Raw genomic sequence first — 25385 nt, forward strand, 5'->3', positions numbered from 1 at the left:
ATATAAGAATTATAAAAAAGCTATATAATTTTTATAATCCTTATTTATAAAAATCATATAGCTTTATATTTTAATTTATGTTTTTAATCTATTGCTTTACTTTTTTGAAATTCACTTTATTCAATATTAAGTTTAATACTACTCCAACAATTGCTGCAAAACTTAATCCAGATATAGACACTGCATCATTTATTCGTATTCCTACTAAAATTCCAAATTTCTTTTCTATAAATGTTCCTAAAAATCCTATTACTAAGGTTGTAGTAACTATAATTACATTTTTCCAATTCATTTTTACTTTTTCATACTTTAAAGTTTTAAATCCAACTAGTGCAATCATAGTAAACAACATTAAGCTTATTCCGCCCATTACCGCTTGAGGAATAGTTCTTATTGCTGTCCCAAATTTGGCTATAAAGCTTAATGCTATAGCAAATACTGCTGCTAATCTTAAAATTGAAGGATCATAATTTTTTGTCATTGCTAAAACACCAGTATTCTCTCCATATGTAGTATTAGCTGGTCCTCCCAAAAATGCTGCTGTCATGCTAGCTAGTCCATCTCCTAATAATGTTCTATTTAATCCTGGTTCTTCAATAAAGTTTTCACCAACTACTTGACCATTAGTTGTTATATCACCAATGTGTTCCATAAATGTAGCTAGTACTACTGGTGCAATAATCATTATAGCGCCTAAATCAAATTTAGGTAATGTAAAGTTTGGAATTGCTATGAAACTAGCTTCAGCAATTGCTTGAGTATCTACATATCCAGTAAAGTAAGATATTATATATCCAGAAGCAACACCACATAATATTGCTATTTGTGATATAAATCCCTTACCAAAATACTTTATTCCTAAAGTCACACCTAATGTTATAACTGCAATAATTATATTTTCTTTTGCCATATTAAATGCTGTAGGAATTAAGTTTAATCCTATCACCATAATCATAGGCCCAACAACCTGTGCTGGTAATACAACTTTTATTTTTTCAGTACCAATTTTTTTGATAATAAAAGACATTAATATATAGATTAGTCCAGCTATCATTATTCCACCTTGTGCATATCTTAAATCACCATATGATGCTTTAACAGCACATATTACTGGAATAAATGCGAATGATGAACCTAAAAAGACCGGAACTTTCATTTTAGTACAAATATGAAATATTAATGTTCCAATGCCTGCACAAAATAATGCTACAGAAATATCAAGACCTGTTAAGATAGGAACTAAAACTGTCGCTCCAAACATTGCTATTAAATGCTGTAATGCTAAAACTATTTTCCTCCCAGTTTTCCTTAAAGAAATTTCTCCGAATTGCTCTTTTGTATTACTTATGATTTCTGACATAAAAAAATACCTCCTTAAAAATAAGAGGAAAATACTATTATTTATTTCCCCTTTTTAGCCTCTCTGGACTAAATTAAAAGTTCTTGTGAAATCTTTGATTTTTAATTAATATAGATTGCTTTTAAATCTTTTATTTTTTGCTTTCTACATTATTCTTTCTCTTATTATATCTAAAATTCAAAAAAAGTAAATAATTTTTTATAAAAATTATATTCTTTTATTAGTCTAGCTCTAATATTGTTCCTGTTCTATTAGTAAATGACATCTTACATTCTTTATTAAAAATTTCAACTGCTTTTTCCCCAGTACAGTGAGACAATCCTAATAGTTCAACACCTGATTTATTTAAATAATCAACTGATTTTTTAATTCTCTCATCATCTGCTTCTATAAGATGTGTACCACCAATTATCCCAACTATTTTTTCACTAGTTCTTTCTTCTATAGTTTTTACCATATTTAAAAATCCTGGATGTGCACATCCAAGTAATATCACCAATCCTTTTTTAGTTTTTATTCCTAATGCTACTTCTTCATCGAATGTATCAATTATATATTCATCATTAATCTTACGTTGCATGTTAGGATTTACTTTTTCAAATTCATAGTATTTATTAAAATTAGAAAATACAAAGATATTATCACATATTTCTAAAACATCTTTTTCTATACCTTCTACAGAAATTTCCTTGCTTTCTATATACTTTTTATCAAAATCTGTTCCTATATACGCATATCCAGGTTCCTTTGAAAAATCTGATTTAAGAGTTCCATCTGAATAATGGTACTTGTCTGTTCTATCAAAAAAATGCTTACTTACTATAAGTTTAGGCTTTATATTATAAGTTTCTAGTAATTTTTTTACTCCTCCACAATGATCATAGTGGGCATGACTTAAAACCATAATATCTGTTTTTTTTAGATCAACATTTAATTTTATAGCATTTTCAATAAAATCTCCTGTCTTTCCTGTATCAAATAAAATATTGCAACTACTTCCTTCAATAAACATAGAAAGTCCGTGCTCATTCTTTAATTTTTCATCCTTATCCTGTGTATTTTCTATTAAAGTAGTTATTTTCATATTAACATCTCCCATTTTATATTGTAGCAGCAAATTCTTTTAGAAGCGCTGCAGTAGAATTAAGTTCTTGAACTGTTGCAGTAATTTCTTCTAATCCAGATGTTTGTCCATCTAATAATAAATTTGATGCATTAAATCTATTATATATCTCATTTATTGAATTTTGAATATTGCTTAATATATCATTAATTTCATTTATAGACTCACTACTTGAGTGAGATAACTTTCTTATTTCATTAGATACTACACTAAATCCCTTTCCGTATTCTCCAGCCCTTGCTGATTCTATAGCTGCATTTAACCCAAGCATATTAGTTTGTTTTGCTATACTTTCTATAAATTTTAGAACATCATCTGTTTTTTTATAATTTTCATTTGTAATTTCTATAAATTTTTCTATATCTAAATTAGTTTCAGATATTTTTTGAAGACCTGAAGACATCTCAAATAAATTATTACTTATTTGTCCTAATGACTCGGATAAGGTATTTGACATATTAACCATTTTTTCTTTTCTTCCTATACTCATACCAATTACTATTGTTCCAGCTATTTGATTTTCTTCAAATACAGGAATTCCTATCGTCTTTAGTGGTACCCCAAATACACTTTCTGGCACCATTACTGATACTTGCTTTTTAGCTTTTAAACAAACATCAGCTGCACACCCTTCTGGAATTACATCACCTGTTTTAGCTTTCATTTTTAAATTAGTGCTATCTTTAACCAATAAAAATCTTTCTGTATTAGATATTGTAAAAATCAATTCATCTTCAAAATAATATTTAAAACAAGGCATTAATGTATAAAATGCTTGCATTAACTCATTATCAGATATTTTCTTTATCACTAAAATCACCCCTAAATTGTTTTTAAGTTATTAAAATTTAACTAATGCCACATTATAATACTATTATCGTCCAAATCTTCTTCAATATTATATCATCTCTTCATATTTTTTAATAATTAATTTATTATTAACACATTTGTTTAAATATGTAATACCAACTTTTCTATTAAACCTTTTATTGTTATAACATTTTTTAATTATTTGAAAAAAAAGATCTAGATATTTTTTAATTAATATCTAGATCTATTACATAATCATTACCTATTCTCTAATTTTCTATTTAAATATTATTAGGTTTAATTTAAATAGCTTCTGGTTTTTCAAATTGTGAATTATATAAATTTGCATAAAATCCATTTGCATTTAATAAATTTTCATGGTTTCCTTGTTCTATAATATCTCCATCTTTCATTACAAGAATTAAATCTGCATCTTTTATAGTTGATAATCTATGAGCTATAACAAAGCTAGTTCTACCCTTCATTAAATTATCCATTGCTTTTTGAATAAGTATTTCCGTTCTTGTATCAACTGAACTTGTAGCTTCATCTAGAATAAGAATCTTAGGATCAGCTAGTATAGCTCTCGCTATTGTTAATAATTGTTTCTGTCCTTGTGAAACATTACTTGCTTCTTCATTTAATTCCATGTTATATCCATCTGGTAAAGTTTTTACAAAATTGTGAACATGAGCTGCTTTAGCTGCTTCAATTACTTCTTCATCAGTTGCATCTAATTTACCATATCTGATATTTTCCATTATACTTCCGTTATATAACCATGTCTCTTGTAATACCATACCAAAAGCTTCTCTAAGTTCACTACGATTAAAATCTCTTAAATCATTGCCATCAATTAAGATTGCTCCATCATTTATATCATAGAAACGCATTAAAAGCTTAATCATTGTTGTTTTACCAGCTCCTGTTGGTCCTACAATTGCAATCTTTTGTCCTTTTTTAATTTTAGCACTAAAATCATTTACTATAATTTTCTCTGGATTATATCCAAAGTGTACATTTTTAAATTCTACATTCCCATGAACATCATCAATAGATGCAGGGTTTTTGGCAAATTGATCTTCTTCTTCCTCATCTAAAAATTCAAAAACCCTTTCAGCTGCAGCTGCTGTTGATTGTAGTAAATTTGAAACCTGAGCAATTTGACCAATTGGTTGAGTAAAGTTTCTGCTATATTGAATAAATGATTGAATATTACCAACTGTAATTCTACCATTGATTACAAAATATCCACCTAAAATTGAAACTGCTACATATCCAAGGTTACCAACAAAAGTCATTATAGGCATCATAAGTCCTGATAAGAATTGAGATTTCCATGCTGATTTGTATAATACATCATTAGATTCTTCAAATTCATCAATTACTTTTTGTTCTTTATTAAATACTCTAACTATATTTTGTCCACTAAACACTTCTTCAACCTGACCATTTACATGACCTAAATACTTCTGTTGTGCCTTAAAATGTTTTTGCGATTTTTTAACAACAAATCCTATAATAGCCATAGAAATTGGCAATATACATAAAACTATTAAAGTCATTATCCAGTCAATGCTAAACATCATTATCATAATACCTATAACTGTTGTGATTGATGTTATAAGTTGAGTAGCACTTTGATTTAAACTTTGAGATAAAGTATCTATATCATTTGTAAAAATTGATAAAACTTCACCATGTGTTCTGCCATCAAAAAACTTCATTGGCATACGATGTATTTTTTCTGACAATTCTTTTCTTAATTCATATGTTAATTTTTGAGAAACATTTGTCATTAATATTCCTTGTATAAAAGAGAATATTGCACTAATAACGTATAAACAAATTAATCCTCCAAGTATTTTAGCAATTTTATCAAAGTTAATACCTGATCCTCCAGATATTTTTCTCATTAATCCTTCAAATAACTCTGTAGTTGCATTACCTAATATTTTAGGACCTACTATAGAAAATATTGTACTACCAATTGCAAAAACAAATACAAGGATTATAGCAATTTTATATTCGCTTAAGTAGTCCATTAATTTGCTCATAGTACCTTTAAAATTCTTAGCTTTTTCTCCTACGCCCATGTTCCTGCCCATTGAGCTTTTTCTTTGCGTATCCTTACTCATTTTCAAGTTCCTCCTTTGAAAGTTGTGATAAAGCAATTTGCTTATAAACCTCACAGGATTTTAACAATTCTTTATGTGTGCCTTTTCCTACTATTTTTCCTTCATCTAAAACAATTATTTGATCAGCATTTAATACTGTACTAATTCTTTGAGCTACAATTAAAATAGTGCTGTCTTTTGTTTGTTCATTTAATGATTTTCTAAGAACAATATCTGTCTTATAATCAAGAGCTGAGAAACTATCATCAAATATATATATTTCCGGTTGTTTTGCAATTGCTCTTGCTATTGATAGTCTTTGTTTTTGTCCTCCTGATACATTGTTTCCTCCTTGAGAAATAGGACTCTTATATGTATCATCCTTTGTTTCAATAAACTCAGTAGCTTGTGCAACTCTAGCTGCATTTAACATCACTTCTTTTGGAGCATTTTCAACACCATACATAATATTTGATTCTATTGTTCCTGAAAATAACATTCCCTTTTGAGGAACATAACCAATTTTATCTCTTAAATCATGTTGAGTAACATTTCGTATATCTACACTATCAACTAATATTTCTCCTTCAGTTACATCAAAGAAACGAGGTATTAAGTTAATCAATGTTGTTTTACCACTACCCGTACTTCCTATAATTGCTGTAGTTTGTCCTGGTTTCGCAGTAAAATTAATATTATTTAAAACATCTTCTTCTGCATTTGGATATCTAAAGTTAACATTCTTAAATTCTACAAACCCTCTTTTATTTTCATCAAATGATTTAGTAGAAACAGGATCTTTTATAATTCCTTCTGCATCTAAAACTTCTGCAATACGCTTTCCTGATACTGCAGCACGTGATATCATAATTGATATCATTGAAAGCATTAAGAATGCCATCATAATTTGCATTGTATATTGAATAAATGCCATTAAGTCTCCAACTTGCATTGTTGCATTTTCTATTTTACTAGCACCAACCCATACAATTAGAACTGAAATTGCATTCATGATAAACATCATTGAAGGCATCATGCAAGCCATTACCTTATTAACAAATAAATTAACATCTGTTAACTCTTTATTTGCTTTATCAAAACGCTCTTCTTCATGTTTTTCAGTACTAAATGCACGTATTACAGGAATTCCTGTCAAGATTTCCCTAGCAATTAAGTTTATTTTATCAACTAATTTTTGTAATTTTTTAAATTTAGGCATGGCTATTACAAATAACACACTTACAAGACTTAATATAGAAAGTATTGCTACTCCAATAACCCAAGACATTGTGCTATTAGTATTTAAAACTTTAATAAATGCACCTATTCCAAGGATTGGCGCATATAATACAAATCTAAGTACCATTACAGTAAGCATTTGAATTTGTTGAATATCATTAGTACAACGTGTAATTAATGATGCAGTTGAAAAATCATCAAATTCTTTATTTGTAAATCCAACAACCTTCTTAAATACAGTACTTCTTACATTACGACCAAATATAGCTGCTACTCTTGAAGCTAGTAAAGTTACAAGTATTGTTGCCACCATACTAATTAATGCAAGTCCAAGCATCCTTGCACCAGCTGAAAATATATAATTAGTTTGGTATTTATCCATATTAATACCAATTTTAGTATATTCATTTTTTACAAAAGAAACTGCCATTTGATCAATGCTGTTATCATCTAACTTACTAAACATTTCATCCATGTTTGATGTTATTTCTTTAAATTGTTCTTCTGGCATAATTGCAAATACATCAAAGATATTTGTATCTTCCTTTAATACTCCAGCGGGGAATGAACTAATTATTTTATCTTCCATGGCCTTAACTTCATCTGAACCACTTTCAAAATTAGAAACCACTACCATTGGTTTCCCAAGTATTGAATTTAATTCTTCAATTTTGTCTTTATCAATATCTTTTAATACATAAAGATTTTCTTCTTCTAATAAAGGATATTCCTCATCTGAAGTAGATAACTTATTAAGCAAATCATAATTTTCTAGTACCTTTTCATAATCTTCATCTTCTATAAATAAAGAAAGTCTTTCCATTTCACTTTCTCTAATTACATCTGGAGTTATTTTATCTACTCCTCCGTGTTGAATACCTACATTAACAATATTGGAAGTATATTTTGGCAAATTCAAATCACAAACTGATTGTACTACCAATAAAACTACTATAGCTAAAATAGGCCAAACTGATTTTTTTAAATGTTTTAATAATTTAAGCATATCCTTTTATTCCTTTCTTCTTATGTCGAGATTAGATAATTTTTTAATTAAAAAACTTTATACTTATCCGCTCACTAAAAATTACTTGATAATTAGCAAATATTGCTAACTAGTTATTATTTAAAAATTATCAATATTTATTTACTATGAAAATTATCTTACAACGAAATTTTATCTATGTCAACAAATATTTACTGTAAATATTTGTTGACCTTTATATAATTAGCATATAAACTTAATATAAATACAATATGTAAAATCTAAATGAAATGTTAGGTGATTTTCTTGAAAAATGAAGATACTTTAGAAATTTTAAATGAATTAATAGATCTATCTATTTCTATGAAAAAAATGATAATTAGACCTATAGAAACAAATCCAATAATTAATATCAGTAGATTACAAATGCAAACATTATGTATCTTAGCTAAATTTAAGTCTATTAATATGACCAATTTAGCTAAAGAACTTATGGTTACAAAGCAACAAGCTACGGGTATTGTAAGTAATTTAGTTAATAAGGGATATATACACAGAGAAGTTAATCCTGAAAATCGTAAAGAAGTTTTACTTAATAATACTGAATCTGGTACAGAAATGATTAGAATTATTAAAGATCATACGAAAGATAAGTTATATAAATATTTTGATACACTAACGTCCGAAGATAAGAAAAAAATTACCGAATCTTTAAAATCAATAAAAGATACTATAAGAAAAATAGAAGAACATGATCTATAATAATTTATTATGTATTCTAGTTAAATTCTAAAAAGAACTTTAGCACATTATTAAAATGTTGAAGTTCTTATATTTTCATTAAGAACTATTAATAAGCTCAAGTACTCTACTAGTCCTTAATAAAATTCATTAAAAGAAGATGTTACAAAAGCAACACCCTCCTTATAAATGGATGTAAAAGAATAGTTAATAGACATAATTTAAAATACTATATTACTTTTTTAAATAATACATTCTACTTTCATATGGTCTTAAAACTATTTTCTTCTCCATAAGATTTTCATTATAATTAGAAATTAATAGTTCTCCTTTCTTGAATGATTCATATAACGGAAACTCTATATCAATTGGATCTTTTGTAAAGTTTGAAAAAACTAACAATTCTTCATTTTCATTTCTTCTTACATAAGAGAATATTCTCTCATCATTAGGATAAAGTAGATTAAAGTCACCATTAATTATTACATCATAAGTTTTTCTAAATTTTATCAATTTTTGATAGTGATTAAAAATTGATTCTTTTTCTTTTAATGTATCTTCTACATTAATATCTACATAATTCGGATTTACTTTAAGCCATGATTCACCTTTAGTAAAGCCTGCATTTTCATCCTTTGACCATTGCATTGGGGTTCTTGCATTATCTCTCCCCTTAGCATAAATTCCAGTCATGATTTTATCCATTGACCATCCAAGTTCTTGTTTTTCCTTAACCATGTTTATTGTTTCTACATCTTTATAATCCTCTAAAGAAAATCTTACATTTGTCATACCTATTTCTTCACCTTGATATATATATGGTGTCCCTTTCATTCCATGTAAGATTGTTGCTAACATCTTTGCACTTTCTTTGTGGAATTCTTTATCATTACCAAAACGTGAAACTATGCGAGGTTGATCATGGTTTGACCAAAATAGGCTGTTCCATCCATTATTATTAAGAGCTTGTTGCCATTTATTAAAGACTTCCTTTAATTCATTTACATCTAATTTCTTTAGTTCCCATTTACCTTGTCCTCTTACTTCATCAAGACCTATGTGTTCAAAACCAAATACCATTGAAAGTTCCTTTCTATCCTCACTTGAGAATAAAGGTGCTGTCTCTGGTGTTGCAAAAGGTGTTTCACCAACAGTTAAAATATCTCTGCCCTTAAAACAAGCTTCATGCATTTCCTGAAGATATTTATGAGTCTTTTCACTTACCATAATACTTTCATCTGGTATTTTCCCTATTAAATCTATAACATCAAGCCTAAAACCATCTATTCCTTTGTCTAACCACCAATTTATTAGTTTATAAACGTCTTTACGCATGTTTTTATTATCCCAATTTAAGTCTGGTTGACGTTTACTAAATAAATGATAGTAATACTGACCAGCTTCTTCTTCATATTGCCATACAGACCCACTAAAAAATGACTGTTGATCTGTTTTTACATTATCACTCCATATATAATAATCTCTGTATGGACTATTTTTATCCTTTTTTGCTTCTTTAAACCATTTGTGTTCATCACTTGTATGATTTACTACTAAATCCATAATAATTTTCATGCCTCGGTTATGCAATTTTTCAAGTAGTTCATTAAATTGTTCCATACTACCAAATTGCTCGTGTATTGAATAGTAATCACTTATGTCATAGCCATTATCATCTAAAGGTGAATTATAAATAGGTGTTAACCAAATTACATCTACTCCTAATTCCTTTAGGTAATCTATTTTTTCTATTATTCCGCCTAAATCTCCAATTCCATCATTATTACTATCTTTAAAACTCATAGGATATATTTGATATACTACTCCTTTTTTCCACCATTCCATTTTATTTACTCACCTTTCTATAACATCTCATATAGTTTATTTAAATCTATTGTATTTACTTGTTTTATAATATTAATTTAATATCAATCGATCATCTTTTATTTAGTTTATTAATTATATTTTGCTTATCTTTTTATAAATATTAAAATTCTCTCTCTCTATTTCAAAACACCAAAAAGCATCTTCTTTTGTGAATACCGGTATTTCGTTAACACTAGCCTTTACTTCATAGCTTCTTCCACCTTTGAAAACTTCCTTTGTAAAAATATTAGTCCAAGTTCCTTCTGGTAGATAAACTTCTCTAGAAACAGCACCTTTAATAACTACTGGAGCTACTAATAAATCATCTCCAAACATATATTGGTCAAAAATATTCCAACAGTTTTTATCCTCTGGGAACTGAATTAACATTGCTCTCATAATTGGAATTCCTGCTTCAATAAATTTTTCTGCTTGCTCCATTATATATGGAATAAGAGCCATACGAAGCTTAGCATAATAACGGTAATCATCTATTACCCAAGGGCTATTCCTTCTTTCTGCTATATTCCATGGAGTTCTATCTTGATTAAACTCTGCCTTACTCTCCGCATGATATTGCATTATAGGACAGAATGTTGCCATTTCTGTTGATCTTATAAATAGCTCAGCTGTTGGTATTTCACCACTAAAACCTCCTAAGTCCCACCCCCAAAAAGATACTCCAGATAAACCTGCATTTAACCCAGCACATAGATTACGTTTAAAAGCATCAAATGTAGATTTTTCATCTCCTGCCCAGTGAGCTGGAATTTTTTGAGCTCCTGTAAAACCTGCTCTACTAAAGGTTATTCCACTATTAGATTTATTAATAAAATCATAATACTTTTCTATATAAAGGTTAGGATATAAATTTCTCATTTCCTTCCCTGTTTTTCCATTGCTAAAACTTATATTGTCACCAAAAACAAACTCTCCCCCATCAGTTTTAAATCCGTCAATACCTATGTCATCAATTAAATATTTTCTCTTATCAAACCACCAATTTGACGCCTCTTCTGAGGTATAATCAAATAATATACTATCAGTAAACCATCCTTCTGGCATTCTATATGGTGTTCCATCTTCATTTTTAACGCAATATCCATTATTTATCATATAATTCTCATCGTTATCTTTTTGAAGATGATGTAATCCATTCATATATTTTATTATAGGTATTTGCCATAATATACATTTAAGTTCATTATCATGTAAGTATTCAACTAGTCCCTTTGGATCTGGCCAACGCCCCCACTTAGGGAATTTAAAATCTTTATATTTTAGAGCTTGTGAACCATCATTTTCTTTATAAACAGCATCATTAAAAATATAATAGGTTGATTCATCACTCCACGCTTCTATAACTAAAGCTGTTGATGGTATATTATATTTTTTTGTAAGCTCTACTTGTTTTCTAACTTCTTTATCACTATCCCAATTATTACTTGACATCCAAGGTCCAAATGCCCATTCTGGTAACATTTCTGGAGTTCCAGTAAGGTCAACAAATTGTTTAATAACCTCTCTTGGATTTCCTATAAAATAAGTTAATTCTAGTGAGCTTCTTTGACTTTCAATAGAGTAATATCTTAAATCATCATGAGCTAAATTAAATTCAGTATATTCATTAGAGTGTACATACAAACCATAATTTCTTGAACTTAAAAAATATGGCATTGGAAAATAGGTCTTTATGCCTTGATCTTTGTACTGATTGTAAACATAAACATCAACTATATTTCCTCTTTGATTTATATTATTATATCTTTCACCAAAACCATAAAAGCCCTCTTCTTCTTCACTTGCAATTACAATTCCAAAGGAAAATACTTCTTCTGCTTTTTTCCATATATAAATATCCTTTATTTCAAATATATTATCTCCATTTTTTATAACTAATAAAGACTCTGTTCCTTCTTCAATAACATAGGCATCTAATTTCAAGGAAGATTTCTTACTATTCTCTCTAATATTTTTTGTTTCTTTTATAAATAAATTAAATTTATTATTATCTAGCTTTAATTCTAAATCATAATGACTGTTTTCATTTGATTTAGAGTTAACTATTATTTTATCTTCAACAATTTCAATTCTATTTATAGTGCTTATTATCTCTTTTCTTAAAGTCTTAAATTTATAAACTTTACTTATTTTATTTCCAAAAGCAAAGTAATACTCTACATCCTGATCACCTTTAAAGCTTCCCATATCAAAACTATAATTACCTTTTTCTTCTGAATATTGCCCATTTATTTCTTCTTTTTCTTCGCCATTTACTTTGTAGTGCAATGTAACTCCTTCTTCTACTTTTGAAGGCCAAGTAACACAATTTACTATTACATTATCGCCATCCTTAGGATTCCATGGTGAGCGTTCAAATCCTTGAGAGTTATATCTATTTTCATTACCTAAAGGTTTATGTATAATAGGTGTATCTTCTAATGGCTTTGCCATCTTTAACTTATACATTACTATATTCTTTAATATTTTTTTTAGCTCATCATTAATCTCAACCTTAGTTAAATACATCTTAGCTTTTTGATAATCTGCTTTTTCTGCAAAATACCATGATAATAACAATGTTGATATAGGACAAATTCCACTATTTTCATCATATTTCACACCATTTTCATTAACTAAAGTATTTTCAATTTTTTTAATAGATTCCACTAAAACAAGATCTTCTGGTGCAAAAAGTCCAAAGGGTACAACTGCTAGCAGTAAATCTAACGCAACACTTTTTCCATCCTTAATATTTGATAGCATTCCACCTGATATATTATTTTCATATATAAAATTTTTCATATTATGAACTAGTTGTGATGTTTTTTCATCCTTTAAAAAAAGATTAATATTATATAAACTTCCATAAGCCATACCTACGTTAGAAGTGTGAAGCTTATCTTCACACTGTCCAAAATAGTTTTTTTGTGGCAAATTCCAGTTACTAGTTACTTTAGAAACATACATTTCAATTTGATTTCTATGTTTTTCAAGTAAGCTCTTATTATTCGTAATTCTAATATATTCTGCTAAATTAAATAATGTAAAACAAATATCTTGATAACTTAAGTTTTCTATAGGCTCTTCTATCATTTTACAAATATCATTCTCTATTTCACTAACTTCATTAAAAAAACATTTAGAAAATATCTGGAATAATTTTTCATTCTTATTGTTCATAACCTTATACCTCATTATTAATAATATAGTAGCTTGCTACAAATTCAGCACAAGCCCAAGTTAAAGGATTTATAAAAGATATATTTTCATTATTTGCATCTATAGCCTCAGGAATTAATCCATAAGCATTAGTATGATTAGAAATCCATCGTATCTTTTTAATATAATTTTCATAGTCACAAGTTAAAGCTGAATATTCAGCACAAGCTGCCGTATTAAATAACCATGGTCCATGATGATATTCTTGTTCTGAATAACCTATTCCATTTTCAAAAAATGATGCATTTTTTAAGAAATAACTGTGAGTTAATTGCATATTTTTATCATTAGGATAACCATATAAAGGTCCAAAATATTGAGGAGTATCATATTTTCTAACAACTTTATCATGGTAAGTTACATAACCATAATTGTATCTTTTTAATTCATAATCAAATGTGCTTTGTATTCCTTCATAAATATCCTTACACACTTTATTGCATATATTGGAGTATTGAACTTCATTAAATTCATTAAACAATTCTTCTGCTGCTTTAATACCACCATAAATAAACATATTTGATGATGTTATAAATGCTGGTCCAAATACCCCTTCATTTACTCCTCCCTCTGGTCCTACCATACCATTCTTCTTTTCAGAATATCTTATTACATCTACAAGTTCCTTTAAAAAATCTAAGTCAACAATTAGTTTCTTAGTTCTTTTATAAAGTTCATAAACTATTCTACAAAAATATCCTATAGAATCTGTTTGATGAAAAACATTATTGTTTGCACCTTGATTAGGTTCTCCTTTTCCATCATATCTTTGATAAAATTCACCGTTTTCTTTTCTTTTTCGTTTTATTAAATATCTTAATATCTGTTCACAATCATCATAATGTCCTGCAAGTAGTAATGCTCTGGCTACCATTATTGAGTCACGTGCATAATAGCATGGCATTTTGTTTGCAAAATAATGGCCTGTTAAATCTGCCGGAACATTTCCATCTAATAATACTGCTTTTATGGCAATTAAATTTCTCTTTGCCAAGTCTTCTAAATCATCTTTAACTAATTTAATGTCCTTATTAGTTGTTTTAACAATTGGACTATAGTTATTTTCTCCTTTTTTTAACCATGTGCTCCAATAATCTAAAGCTTCTGCCCTTGTACCCTTTAAGTTAAACTTATCTTTTAAACTTTCAATTTCTTCCTTTGTATCTTTAAAAACTAAAGACCATTTAAAGCTTTTATTTTCACCAGGATTTATTGTAATTTTATATCCTTGTGCACAACCTAAACGACAATTAGTAGTAAAGTTATCCTCTGTTTGAGTATTGTTCAATATATTCAAAAAAGTTTCATAAGAAAAATCTGTTGGAGAATCCACAACTAGATATTGTTCCGTTGCTGCTTCTGTTATCATTGCTATATTTGCTTTATTAGTTGTTACTCTTAATAAATTATCAGATACTTTTCTGCAACTTATATCATAATCATTTCTAACTGCAATATATCCATAACACATAACTTCTAAAGTTTCAGTACCATAATTATTAATTTCTGTTTCAAAGGTTATTGTACCCTTACCATAGGCGTAAACAGTATCTAGTTTTGTAAACTTATTCTCACTTATATCAAAGGTATCACAATACATGAAGCCATTCTTAACCTCTGTTTTTACTGGTTCTAAATGTATTGGATGAGTATGGCTTTGCCATTTTTTATTACCATAATATAATGTATCTTTAATCTTAATTATTGTACTTGCTGATTGGAGAATATCGTGATCATAGCTTTTATAAAATAAATGGTATATTCCTGTTCCATTTATATCTACTATTCCATTATTTACTGCATAAATTCCTGAAATATTGTCATTCCCTATTAATCCTATCCCCTTATATTTGTTGTTTATCATAATTACGTCTCCTATTACATTTCTATTGGCCTATTTTATTATCTTTTCCACTTGATTTTGGGCGTCATTTAAAGCTTGTTCAACAGTCTTAGCTTCTATGACTGCTTGATTTAATTCTTTATTTACTATATCTTGAACTTGAGAATTCTTTTTAACAACTGGAGGCATAATACCTGTATCTAAAGCTTTAAATATTACTTCCCTGCTTGCAGGCTTTTTATTTTCTAAAAAAGTTTTTTTAATATCTTCATTAGATGCTGCTGGTAGATCCCAGTTTGATTCCAAACGAATTTTTGTAGCTTCTGGATCTAAAGACATAAATTTTATAAATTTCCAAGTAGATTCTGGATTCTTCGTATTTTTGCTAGCAACAATACCATCTGCAAAAACATGATGTACTTTATTAGTATTTCCTGGCTCTAAAGCAATGTCCCAATCAAATGAGGCATCATTAAAAGTTCCAAACATCCAGCTACCAGTTCTGATCATTGCTAGTTCACCATTTTTAAACATTTCTTCTGGAGTCTTTCCGCTCATTTGCTTTGGAGTAGGTTGAATATTATATTTATGCATTTTGTCCATCATCCATTGAACAGCTTCTATATTTTCCTTTGAATTAATTGTTGGATTACCATCTTTATCAAACAAACTTCCACCATTTTGAGCAACAGTCTTATATAGTTCTGTAAATTGAATTGGTGAATATGAACCAAATGTATTATCCTTAGTTAACTTTTTAGAAGCTTCTAATTCTTCATCCCAAGTCCAATCTTCTGTTGGATAAGAAACTCCTGCTTCATCAAATAAATCTTTGTTATAATATAGAACAACATCAGAAAACTTTTCTGTTAATCCAAAAAGCTTGTCTTTATAGTTAAAGTATTTAAAGGCTTCGCCAGATAAATCTTCTGGTTTAAATGTTGAATCTTTCTTTTGTAAATCATCTAATTCTAATAAAACTCCATTTTCAGCATAAGTTATAAAGTTTTCATAATTAATTTCAAAAATATCAGGTAATGTATTAGAAGACGCTTGAGTTTGTAATTTAGTAAAATAATTATCAAATCCCATTACTTCATATTCTACATTTATATCAGGATTTTGCTTTTCAAATTCTGCAATCATTTTTTCTAAATCTTGAATATGATCTGGTCCTGCTGAATATGTCGCATATTTAATATTAACCTTTTCCCCATTGCTGCTGTCTCCAGATTTATTTGTGCAACCTGCAAATAAAGTTCCTACCATAATAATACTTAAAACTACTCCTAATAATTTTTTACTTTTCACATTAATTCCTCCTTAAAATTTATACTTAATTATTATCAAATCTAATTCCTGATATTATAGAAATTTAAATTAAGAGCTGATGCATTTTAAAAATAATATTTTCTGAATTTTCTTATGAGAGTAAATCCATAATGGTTTTATTTATTTTACAGCTGAACTTTGTACTCCTTCTATAAAGTAACGTTGTGCAAATAAGTAAACAATCATTATAGGTGTTACACTAATTAAAGTAGCTGCCATTAAAATACTCCAATCTACATACCAGCGACCTTGAAGTTGTGATAAAAATAAAGGTAATGTAGTATGAATTTCATCTGATGATACTAATAATGGCCATAAGAAATCATTCCATGCGCCCATAAAACTCATAACAGATAAAACTGCAAGTCCTGGCTTTACCAAAGGTAGCATTATCTTAAAGAATACTCTTAACTGCCCTGCTCCATCTAAGTAAGCTGCTTCTTCAATAGCTTTAGGAATATTCATAAAATATTGTCTCATCAAGAATGTTCCAAAGGCATTAAATAAGCCTGGTAAAATCAATCCTGCATATGTGTTTATTAGACTAAATTTGTTCATTATTATATATTGAGGTATTATAGTGGCTTGAACAGGTATCATCATAGTTGCTAGGTAAAGAATAAATAGTTTATCTTTATGCTTAAAATCTACTCTTGCAAATATATAACCTGACATTGAACATATTAAAACTTGACCTAAAGAAGAAATAACTGCTACTAAAATACTATTAAAAAGATAAATACTTATTGGATAATCACTAAATAATGTTTTAAATTGTTTTAAAGAAAATGAATTTAATATATTAGAAATAGACATATTGTAAGTAATATCTGGCTTAGTAAAAGCTACAACTACCATCCATAAAAATGGCACTATCATAGCCATTGCTCCTAATGTTAAAAGTAAGTATCCCACTATTTTTTTTCTATTAGTCATAATGTACCCACCTCTTTTGTAAAATATTTTGTCCTATAGTTACTAAGATAATTATTCCAAATAATATCCAAGATAGTGCAGTGGCATATCCCATTTGCTGATATTGGAAACTATATTTATAAATTTGTGTCACCATTACAGGCACTAAATCTGCTGTAGGTTCTCCCGATGTCATAATCCAAACTTGATCAAATATTTGGAAAGAATTTATTAGTGTAATTATTAATATATAAAAAGTTGTTGGAGATAAAAGAGGTAATGTTATCTTTGTGAACTTCTTCCATTTGCTTACTCCATCAACATCTGCTGCTTCATAATAGTCTTTAGGAATTCCTTGCAAACCGCCTAGAAATATTACTGCTAAAAACCCCACATCCTTCCATACACTAGTCATAATAATTGCTGGCATTACATACTTTGGATCTTGTAGCCATGCAGGACCTTTAACACCAAAGACACCCAAAATTGAATTTATAATACCAAACTCAGGATTTAACATACCTTTCCATATCATGGAGACTGCTACCCAAGAAGTTATAACTGATAAGAAGAATATTCCTCTATATACTGTTACCCCCTTAAGCTTTTTATTTAATAAAAGTGCTATCCCTAAAGATATAGCAACTACCAATGGCAAATATCCTCCAATAAAATATAATGTATTTTTTAGTGCTAAATAAAAGTCCTTGTCCCTAAAAATTTTAATGTAATTTTGTAATCCTACCAAATTTGGCTTTCCAAATAGATTCCAATCTGTAAAGCTTATGTATAAGGAATAAGCCATAGCCCCTATCTTAAAAACCAACAAACCTAATAAACTTGGTAGCAAGAAAATAGCTATCATTTTTTTATTTGTTTTATTCATACTGTTCCTCCTCCTTAAACGTTTAACCAATTATAAGAAAGACTTATTTTGTAGTCTCTCTTATAATTAATTTTGTCTTAGTACAGATATTTCTCTCCCTTTGCTTACCATTAATTATATTGATTATAACTTCACCTGCTAATTCACCGCGTTTTGATATATCTTGATGGATAGTTGTTAATTTAGGATGAAATATTGAAGCCAGATATGTATCATCAAATCCTATTACAGAATAATCCTTCGGTACATTTTTATCACTCATCTTAAAACCATTTACTAATCCAACAGCTATTATATCAGCAGTAGCAACAGCTGCTGTAGCTTCTACTTTATTTACAATATCAGCTGCTGATTTGACTCCATGCTCATAAGTAATATCCCCTTGTATCACTAACCTTTCATCAAATGGAATATTATATTCCTTTAGGGCTCTCTTATATCCTAAGTATCTTTCATGTAATACTCCATAACCACTAAGAACACCTGTAACTAAAGCTACTTTTTTATGTCCTTCCTTTATTAAAAATTCTGTAGCAATATAGCTTGCCTCTTCGTCATTAATATTAAGCCTAAAATAATTATCATCATTTACATATGAATCAATTAAAACTATAGGTATAGATACTTTCTTGATGTTAGTTAACTTTATGTGTTCATCTAAGCCAAAGATAATTGCAGCATCTAAATTCCATTTTATAAGCATGTCCTCATATCCTTTATCCTGATTTAAAACACTTAAAACTATACTATAACCATGTTTTCTTAGATAATATTCTATACCTGCAATAAATTCACTATAAAAAGGGTTAGTGAAAATCATTTTTTCTGTAACCTCTAATTGAGGTATAATTACTCCTATTAGTTTAGACCCCTTTCCTACTAAGGATTGAGCATTCATACTCGGTACATATCCAATCTCCTCAATAGTATCATTTACTAATTTAATTTTTTCTTCTGACACTTTATCATATTTACCATTTATAACATATGATACTGTGGCAATGGATATTCCACATTCTTTAGCAATGTCTTTTATAGTTGGTCTCTTCAAAGAAACACCTCTTTTCTTAAACGTTTAACTAGCTAATTTAATTTTATTCAGTCTTCGTCTTAAACGTTTAACTAAATACTCTTAACTTTATTACCTCTTTATTGTAAACCATATCATTGTATATTGCAAGTATTTTTTAACAAATGGAAAAACTAAGTGTAGTTTTTAGCTTATTCTACATTAAATACTTTTAATCAAGATATTTATGCTATGTATTATTTAAAATATTATATTAAAGTATAAATTAGTTGTCACAGAATTATTAAAAAAAATTCTATATTTTCCTTTACAATAAAAAACAGTAGATAATTTTGTTTTTATACAAAGTTATCTACTGTTCCAATATTCTATCTTGTTTAATTATTTATTTTGAGCGTTAACTTTAATACGTTTTAGTCTTTTCATAACATGATTTTCACCTTTACCGAAATCAACACCAATAGCATATTTACCCATAGTTTTTATACCTCACAAATTCTACTTTTATTTTTAGCATATCCTTATTTTTTTAGTAATCTTGTAATATCCTCTAATGAATCCATGATTATATCTGGTTGAACACTACTCTTTCCAATATCTCCTTTTTGAGTTTCCCCACTTAATACCAATATAGATAAAACATCACTATCTTTAGTTACTGCTATATCTGTATATAATCTATCTCCAACAACAGCAATTTCATTTTCTTTATATCCAGTTTCTTCAACTATATACTCTAATGTATGATGAGAAGGTTTACCAAAGAACTCTGGAAATCTATCAGTAGAACTTTCAATTAATCTTGCCATTGATCCACAATCAGGAATAAAAGTATTACCTTCCATTGGACAATTTAAATCCGGATTAATTCCAAAATAAATTTTACCATTTCTTATAAAATTACATGCTTTTTCAAGCTTTTCATAAGTAAGGCTTGTATCAAATCCTATAATTACAATATCTGGATTACTATCGTCTAATTCTATTTTAGATTTTTTAAATTCATCCAATAAAGATTGTGTTCCTACAACATATACAGTTTTTCCTTCATAGTTTTTCTTTAAATATTTTATCATTACATGTGTTGAAATCATCATTTGTCTTGGTTCAATTATTATATTCATACCTTTTAATTTCTCAACATAACTTTCTTGACTCTTAGATGAATTATTTGTGAAAAAGTAATATTCTCTATTAGTTTCTTTTACTGTTTCTAAAAACTCATTAGTAAAATCAAATAAATTTTTTCCTAAATAAATAGTTCCATCCATATCTAAAATAAAGCATTTAATTTTTTCTATCTTATCTTTTATGCTCTTATCATTTAATTCCATATATGAAGCTTGTTCATATTCAAAATAATTTGCAATTTTTTCCGCCATCTTATCAGCAATACCTAAATCCCATAGCAATTGTAAAAGAGTATATCGATCTCTAACTTCTTTTGCAACTAATATACTATCTTTAATCATTTCATAATCAACCCCAACTTGTTTAGGATTAATTGGTGCGTTTAAAGATAATAAAATATCTTCTATTACTTTAACATTAGGTAATGAGTCATTTATAACTTTTGTAATCTCATCCCAATGCTCTTCTATTCGTTTTATTCTTTTTTCATGAAGATTCTTCGAATTTTTATTTGTTTTCGCTTCTAATGCTATTACTCCATTTGCTGCACATCCATAGCTTTGAATCATCTTTTCTTCCCATGCTTTTTGGTCATAATTTTCTATAACTTTTCTAGCATCTTTAAAGTCTATTTCCTCTTTTAATAACATTTCATATAACTTTATAACAGCTACTGTTCCAATTCCTACTTTGGTTCCATGTAATACGGGTTTTCTTCCTTCAAATAAGAATTTCATTTCCCAATAATGAGAAATATGATGTTCACTTCCAGATGCTGGTCTTGAATTACCAACAAAGCTCATTGCAATTCCTGTTCCAATTAAAGCTTCTGTAATATTGCTTATCGCTTCTTTTGAACGTAGCATTACTTGATCTGCACTTTCCACTACTTTTTTTATAGATTTTTCAACCATTTCAACTATCTCTTTGCAATAATACTCTTTGTTTACAATATTAGCAATTTTCCAATCACATAGGCAAGTATATTTCCCTAGTATATCTCCAAGCCCTGCTGTTATCATATTCATAGGTGCTTTTGATAAAACATCTATATCAGCTATAATAGCTGTTGGAACATGAGCATCATATGTTGTTTTTAAATTGTTAGTTATAAGCGCTGCTCCTACTGATGCAAATCCATCCATTGATGGTGCTGTAGCTACAATAATGTAATCTATTTTTAGTTTATAGCTTATATATTTACACATATCATTGATAGTTCCAGTGCCCACCCCTAATATAAGATCATAATTGCTTTCCATTGCAAGCTGTATTTTCATTATGGTTTCTTCATTTGGAACAACTTCATCTTCATCCAATACAATCTTACTTATTTCAATATTTGCTGTTTTAAATTCATCCTCTACTTGTTCCCCAGCCGCTTTATATGTATTCTTATCCGCAACCATAAATATTTTTTTATAAGAATTTCTTTTAATAAATTCAGGTATCTTTTTTATTGCACCTTCTGATATCTCCACATAATCTAAATCAGTTTTATGATTTTTTCCACAAGAACAAAAAAAATTGTGATGTAAATAATCTGATATTGAATTTATCTCCATATTAATCATACGTAACCACCCTTTTAATATATTTATTTTTGCTAGCAAATATATTTTATATTGTCATTATAAATATCACTTATATATACTGTCAATCAATGTAAACACTCACTTATTAATAACTTTACTATTACAAAATTAATATTTTTTTCTTTTTAATAAACTTAATTATTTTAGTGAGAAGCTTTCTTTGTTATTTATTAATATTTCAATTTTTTATATGGCTGTGTTGATATATGCAATAGGCAAAGAGGCATTGTAATCAGTCCACTTTGCTTATGCATATATCAAACACGCTGCTAAAGCATGGCCTTTTGCATAAAAAGATCTATGCTTTAAAAATAGTTTTTTGATTAAATATTATGAAACTAATTTTCATATACCTTCTTTTTATTATTAATAAATTTAACATTTTATTAATAAATATTAATACTGATTATTAATAAAATTCTTTAAATCCATTAATAATAAATTTATTTATTAATTAACTATTTGTCTTTTTTATGCCTATTTTGTATACTAAGTTTAAAAGAAAAGGAGTGGTTTACTTGACGTCTTATTGTAAGATAACAACAAAAGATATTGCTGACTATGCTGGAGTTTCTCAATCAACTGTTTCTATGGTGTTGAATAATAGACCTGATGTTTCTTTTTCTTATGAAACAAAAGAAAAAGTTCTTAACGCTGCAAAAGTTCTAGGATATAAAAAAAATAATAATAATAATAAGACATGTGATGATACAGCTTTATCGAAGCTTATTATAATAATGTGTCCATCTCTTTCTAATTTGTATTATACTATGCTAATACATTCTATTACTGAGCAAGCAAATAAACATGGATACTCTATATTTATAGCTCCTACACTTAGAAGTCCTAAGCTCGAAAAACATTATTTAAATATGTATTCAAATCTTAAAGTAGCTGGAATTATATATTTATATCAATCTACTTTGGTTTCACAGATAAAAGACTTAGTTTCTTCTACTCCTGTTGTTTTAATTAGTGATAAAAATGAAGATTTAGACTTAGATTCCGTAGAACTAAATAGTCATAAGACAGGTTATATTATAGGTGAACATCTATTATCTCTTGGACATAAAAGAGTGGCTTATATTTCTACGCCACTACTTGCACATGAAATCCCAAGGATTCAAAGACTTAATGGATTGAAAAAAAGCTTTTATACTCATAATGTTAATATCGATAACATCATAATTAAAAATGAAGACATTAAAAATACTACTGAATATCCTTTAGATAAAACTGAGTATTTAACAGGATATAATTTGACAAAAGAATTATTAGCAAAAAAAACAGCTGTAACAGCTTTTATTGGAACTAATGATATGGTTGCTATTGGAATTATGGATGCATTAACAGAAATGAAATATAAAATACCAAATGATTTTTCAGTCTGTGGTTTTGATAATACTCTATTATCATCTTTACAAAAAATATCTTTAACAACAGTTGATCATGCTATAGAAGATAAAGGTACTGAAGCTGTTAATATTATATTGAAAAAAATAAATAGTAAATCCTCACCTTCAAAACCACAAAATAGATCCTGCATTATGAGGCTAGAATATGAACCTTTTATAGTTAAAAGAAGCAGTACAGGCATTGCACGAACTACAGAATTATATTAAAGAAACCATTTTAACTTAATAACTTATATTAAACAATTCAGCATTTGATAAAGATATATTGTTTAATTATTTAAATTTTCAAAATATTTTCCGAATTGTGAAAATGCTCTTGTTTTTTAATTTAAATCTGCTACAATATAAATAGAGTTAGTAATGAACTTAAAAGCAAATATATTCTTATATGAATATATAAAGATTTCATTTGAAACTATTTGGAAATAATAAATTACGACTCCTTTTTAATATTATTTAAAAAACAACGCTCACTATATTAAAACATGTTTTTAATTTAGTGAGCATTGTTTTTTATTATCTTTTTTAAACTTTTGATATTGAATTATTGAACTAGATTATAAAATAATCACTTACCATCTAACCTCTTTATACTATCTTATTTCTAAACATATATATTTTTTTGTAATTTTCTTATAGTTTTAAGAATATATAAAAATATACTAATAATTAAAGAGGTGTAAAATAACATGACTAATAATGCATCTATTGCTTTATTACTTTCTTTTTTTGCTGGAATTTCAACAGTATTAGGAGCTGTTGTTGTATTGTTTATAAAGAAAAAAAGTGATAAAATAATTACTTTTGCTCTTGGTTTTTCCTCAGGAGTAATGATTTGTGTTTCTTTTACTGATTTATTTCCTCATGCCGAAGAAACACTAATAAAATATTATGGAAATGTCTATGGTGTATTACTAACTATATTTTATATGCTAAGTGGTGTAATCTTTGCTATGCTTGTTGATAAATTTGTTCCACATGAACCTAAAAATATAAATGAGCATGACAGTAATAAACATTTAGATCTTTTTCGAGTAGGATTTGTATCAATGATTGCAATTACACTACATAACTTTCCTGAAGGTATTGCTACCTTTATGTCAAGTTATCAAAATATTACATTAGGAATGTCAATTTCTTTAGCTATAGCTATGCATAATATACCTGAAGGGATTGCTGTTGCTATGCCAATTTACTACTCTACTGGTAGTAAGAAAAAAGCATTAAAATACACATTATATTCTGGTTTATCAGAACCTTTAGGGGCTCTTGTTTCTTTTTTTATTTTAAAACCATTTATTAATGATTTTATTTTGGGTTTAATTTTTGCATTTGTAATGGGAATAATGCTATATATATCTTTTGAAGAGTTAATTCCATCTTCACGTCAATATGGATATAATAATTTATCTTTATACTCAATTTTTTTAGGAATATGTATAATGCCGATAACTCATATTTTCTTAAATTAATAGAATAAAGATTAAAAAGTGGCTAAGTTATACTTTGCTAATTTCAAGTGGAGAAATGAGAGTTTTGGTTGAAAACCATAATTTTTCTAAAAACACGTATTCCAAAATTCTAATCAGAATTTTTTCCTTAACTCTCTAATTTCTACTCTTAATTTACAACTAAGTTTCTATCTTATCTTAGTTGCCATGAGTTTTTTAAATTAAAAAAATTTTATACTTTTCTATACATAAAAAAGAAGCTACTAAAACTAAAATGGACCCTATATAGTAGACACTCATAAAAGAGAGTCTATCTATATAGAG

The 25385-nt window shown here is 27.8% G+C and carries 16 protein-coding genes; 3 read left to right on the top strand and 13 right to left on the bottom strand.

What is annotated here, in order from left to right:
• Nucleotides 1-88: 88 nt before the first annotated feature.
• The 5 genes from RYM86_RS07120 to RYM86_RS07140 all read right to left on the bottom strand — a co-directional run bounded on the left by RYM86_RS07120 (nt 89) and on the right by RYM86_RS07140 (nt 7655).
• A complete protein-coding gene (locus RYM86_RS07120) occupies nt 89-1360 on the bottom strand; it encodes a uracil-xanthine permease family protein (protein ID WP_315079067.1) in 1272 nt (423 codons plus the stop codon).
• Nucleotides 1361-1580: 220 nt separating this feature from the next.
• Nucleotides 1581-2444 (bottom strand): MBL fold metallo-hydrolase, encoded by an 864-nt coding sequence (locus tag RYM86_RS07125; RefSeq protein WP_315079068.1) that lies wholly within the window; start codon nt 2442-2444, stop codon nt 1581-1583.
• 16 nt (nt 2445-2460) lie between these two features.
• Nucleotides 2461-3294, bottom strand: coding sequence for a methyl-accepting chemotaxis protein (locus RYM86_RS07130; protein WP_315079070.1), 834 nt, complete (start codon nt 3292-3294; stop codon nt 2461-2463).
• Nucleotides 3295-3595: 301 nt separating this feature from the next.
• The gene (locus tag RYM86_RS07135) at nt 3596-5431 is read right to left on the bottom strand and encodes an ABC transporter ATP-binding protein (protein WP_315079071.1); all 1836 of its coding nucleotides are present in this window, start codon (nt 5429-5431) and stop codon (nt 3596-3598) included.
• Entirely contained in the window at nt 5424-7655 is a 2232-nt protein-coding gene (locus RYM86_RS07140; RefSeq protein ID WP_315079073.1) for an ABC transporter ATP-binding protein, read from the bottom strand. Before RYM86_RS07140 ends, RYM86_RS07135 begins: the two co-directional genes overlap by 8 nt.
• Before the next feature lie 276 nt (nt 7656-7931).
• On the opposite strand from RYM86_RS07140, the gene RYM86_RS07145 reads away from it, so the two are divergent.
• Nucleotides 7932-8396 carry a MarR family transcriptional regulator gene (locus tag RYM86_RS07145; protein ID WP_315079075.1) on the top strand — a complete coding sequence of 155 codons (465 nt, stop codon included), beginning with the start codon at nt 7932-7934 and terminating at the stop codon, nt 8394-8396.
• A 213-nt stretch (nt 8397-8609) separates the two neighbouring features.
• On the opposite strand, the gene RYM86_RS07150 is transcribed toward RYM86_RS07145, so the two are convergent.
• The 8 genes from RYM86_RS07150 to RYM86_RS07185 form a co-directional block, all read right to left on the bottom strand.
• The gene (locus tag RYM86_RS07150) at nt 8610-10220 is read right to left on the bottom strand and encodes an alpha-glucosidase (protein WP_315079077.1); all 1611 of its coding nucleotides are present in this window, start codon (nt 10218-10220) and stop codon (nt 8610-8612) included.
• 114 nt (nt 10221-10334) lie between these two features.
• On the bottom strand, nt 10335-13424 hold the full coding sequence (locus RYM86_RS07155) for a TIM-barrel domain-containing protein (protein ID WP_315079079.1): 3090 nt from the start codon (nt 13422-13424) through the stop codon (nt 10335-10337).
• Between the two features lie 4 nt (nt 13425-13428).
• Nucleotides 13429-15327: a hypothetical protein gene (locus RYM86_RS07160; protein ID WP_315079081.1), complete on the bottom strand. Its 1899-nt coding sequence runs from the start codon at nt 15325-15327 to the stop codon at nt 13429-13431.
• Nucleotides 15328-15357: 30 nt separating this feature from the next.
• Nucleotides 15358-16617 carry an extracellular solute-binding protein gene (locus RYM86_RS07165; protein WP_315079084.1) on the bottom strand — a complete coding sequence of 420 codons (1260 nt, stop codon included), beginning with the start codon at nt 16615-16617 and terminating at the stop codon, nt 15358-15360.
• Nucleotides 16618-16758: 141 nt separating this feature from the next.
• Nucleotides 16759-17574 (bottom strand): carbohydrate ABC transporter permease, encoded by an 816-nt coding sequence (locus RYM86_RS07170; RefSeq protein ID WP_315079085.1) that lies wholly within the window; start codon nt 17572-17574, stop codon nt 16759-16761.
• Entirely contained in the window at nt 17567-18439 is an 873-nt protein-coding gene (locus RYM86_RS07175; protein WP_315079087.1) for a sugar ABC transporter permease, read from the bottom strand. Before RYM86_RS07175 ends, RYM86_RS07170 begins: the two co-directional genes overlap by 8 nt.
• A 43-nt stretch (nt 18440-18482) precedes the next feature.
• Entirely contained in the window at nt 18483-19490 is a 1008-nt protein-coding gene (locus RYM86_RS07180; protein WP_315079089.1) for a LacI family DNA-binding transcriptional regulator, read from the bottom strand.
• A 500-nt stretch (nt 19491-19990) separates the two neighbouring features.
• A complete protein-coding gene (locus RYM86_RS07185; protein ID WP_315079090.1) occupies nt 19991-22174 on the bottom strand; it encodes an iron-containing alcohol dehydrogenase in 2184 nt (727 codons plus the stop codon).
• Between the two features lie 530 nt (nt 22175-22704).
• On the opposite strand from RYM86_RS07185, the gene RYM86_RS07190 reads away from it, so the two are divergent.
• Entirely contained in the window at nt 22705-23817 is a 1113-nt protein-coding gene (locus RYM86_RS07190) for a LacI family DNA-binding transcriptional regulator (protein ID WP_399547410.1), read from the top strand.
• Between the two features lie 482 nt (nt 23818-24299).
• Complete coding sequence (zupT, locus tag RYM86_RS07195; RefSeq protein WP_315079093.1) at nt 24300-25082, top strand: zinc transporter ZupT; 783 nt, start codon at nt 24300-24302, stop codon at nt 25080-25082.
• Nucleotides 25083-25385 lie beyond the last annotated feature (303 nt).

The organism is uncultured Clostridium sp. (genome assembly GCF_963527835.1).
GTDB lineage: Bacteria > Bacillota > Clostridia > Clostridiales > Clostridiaceae > Clostridium.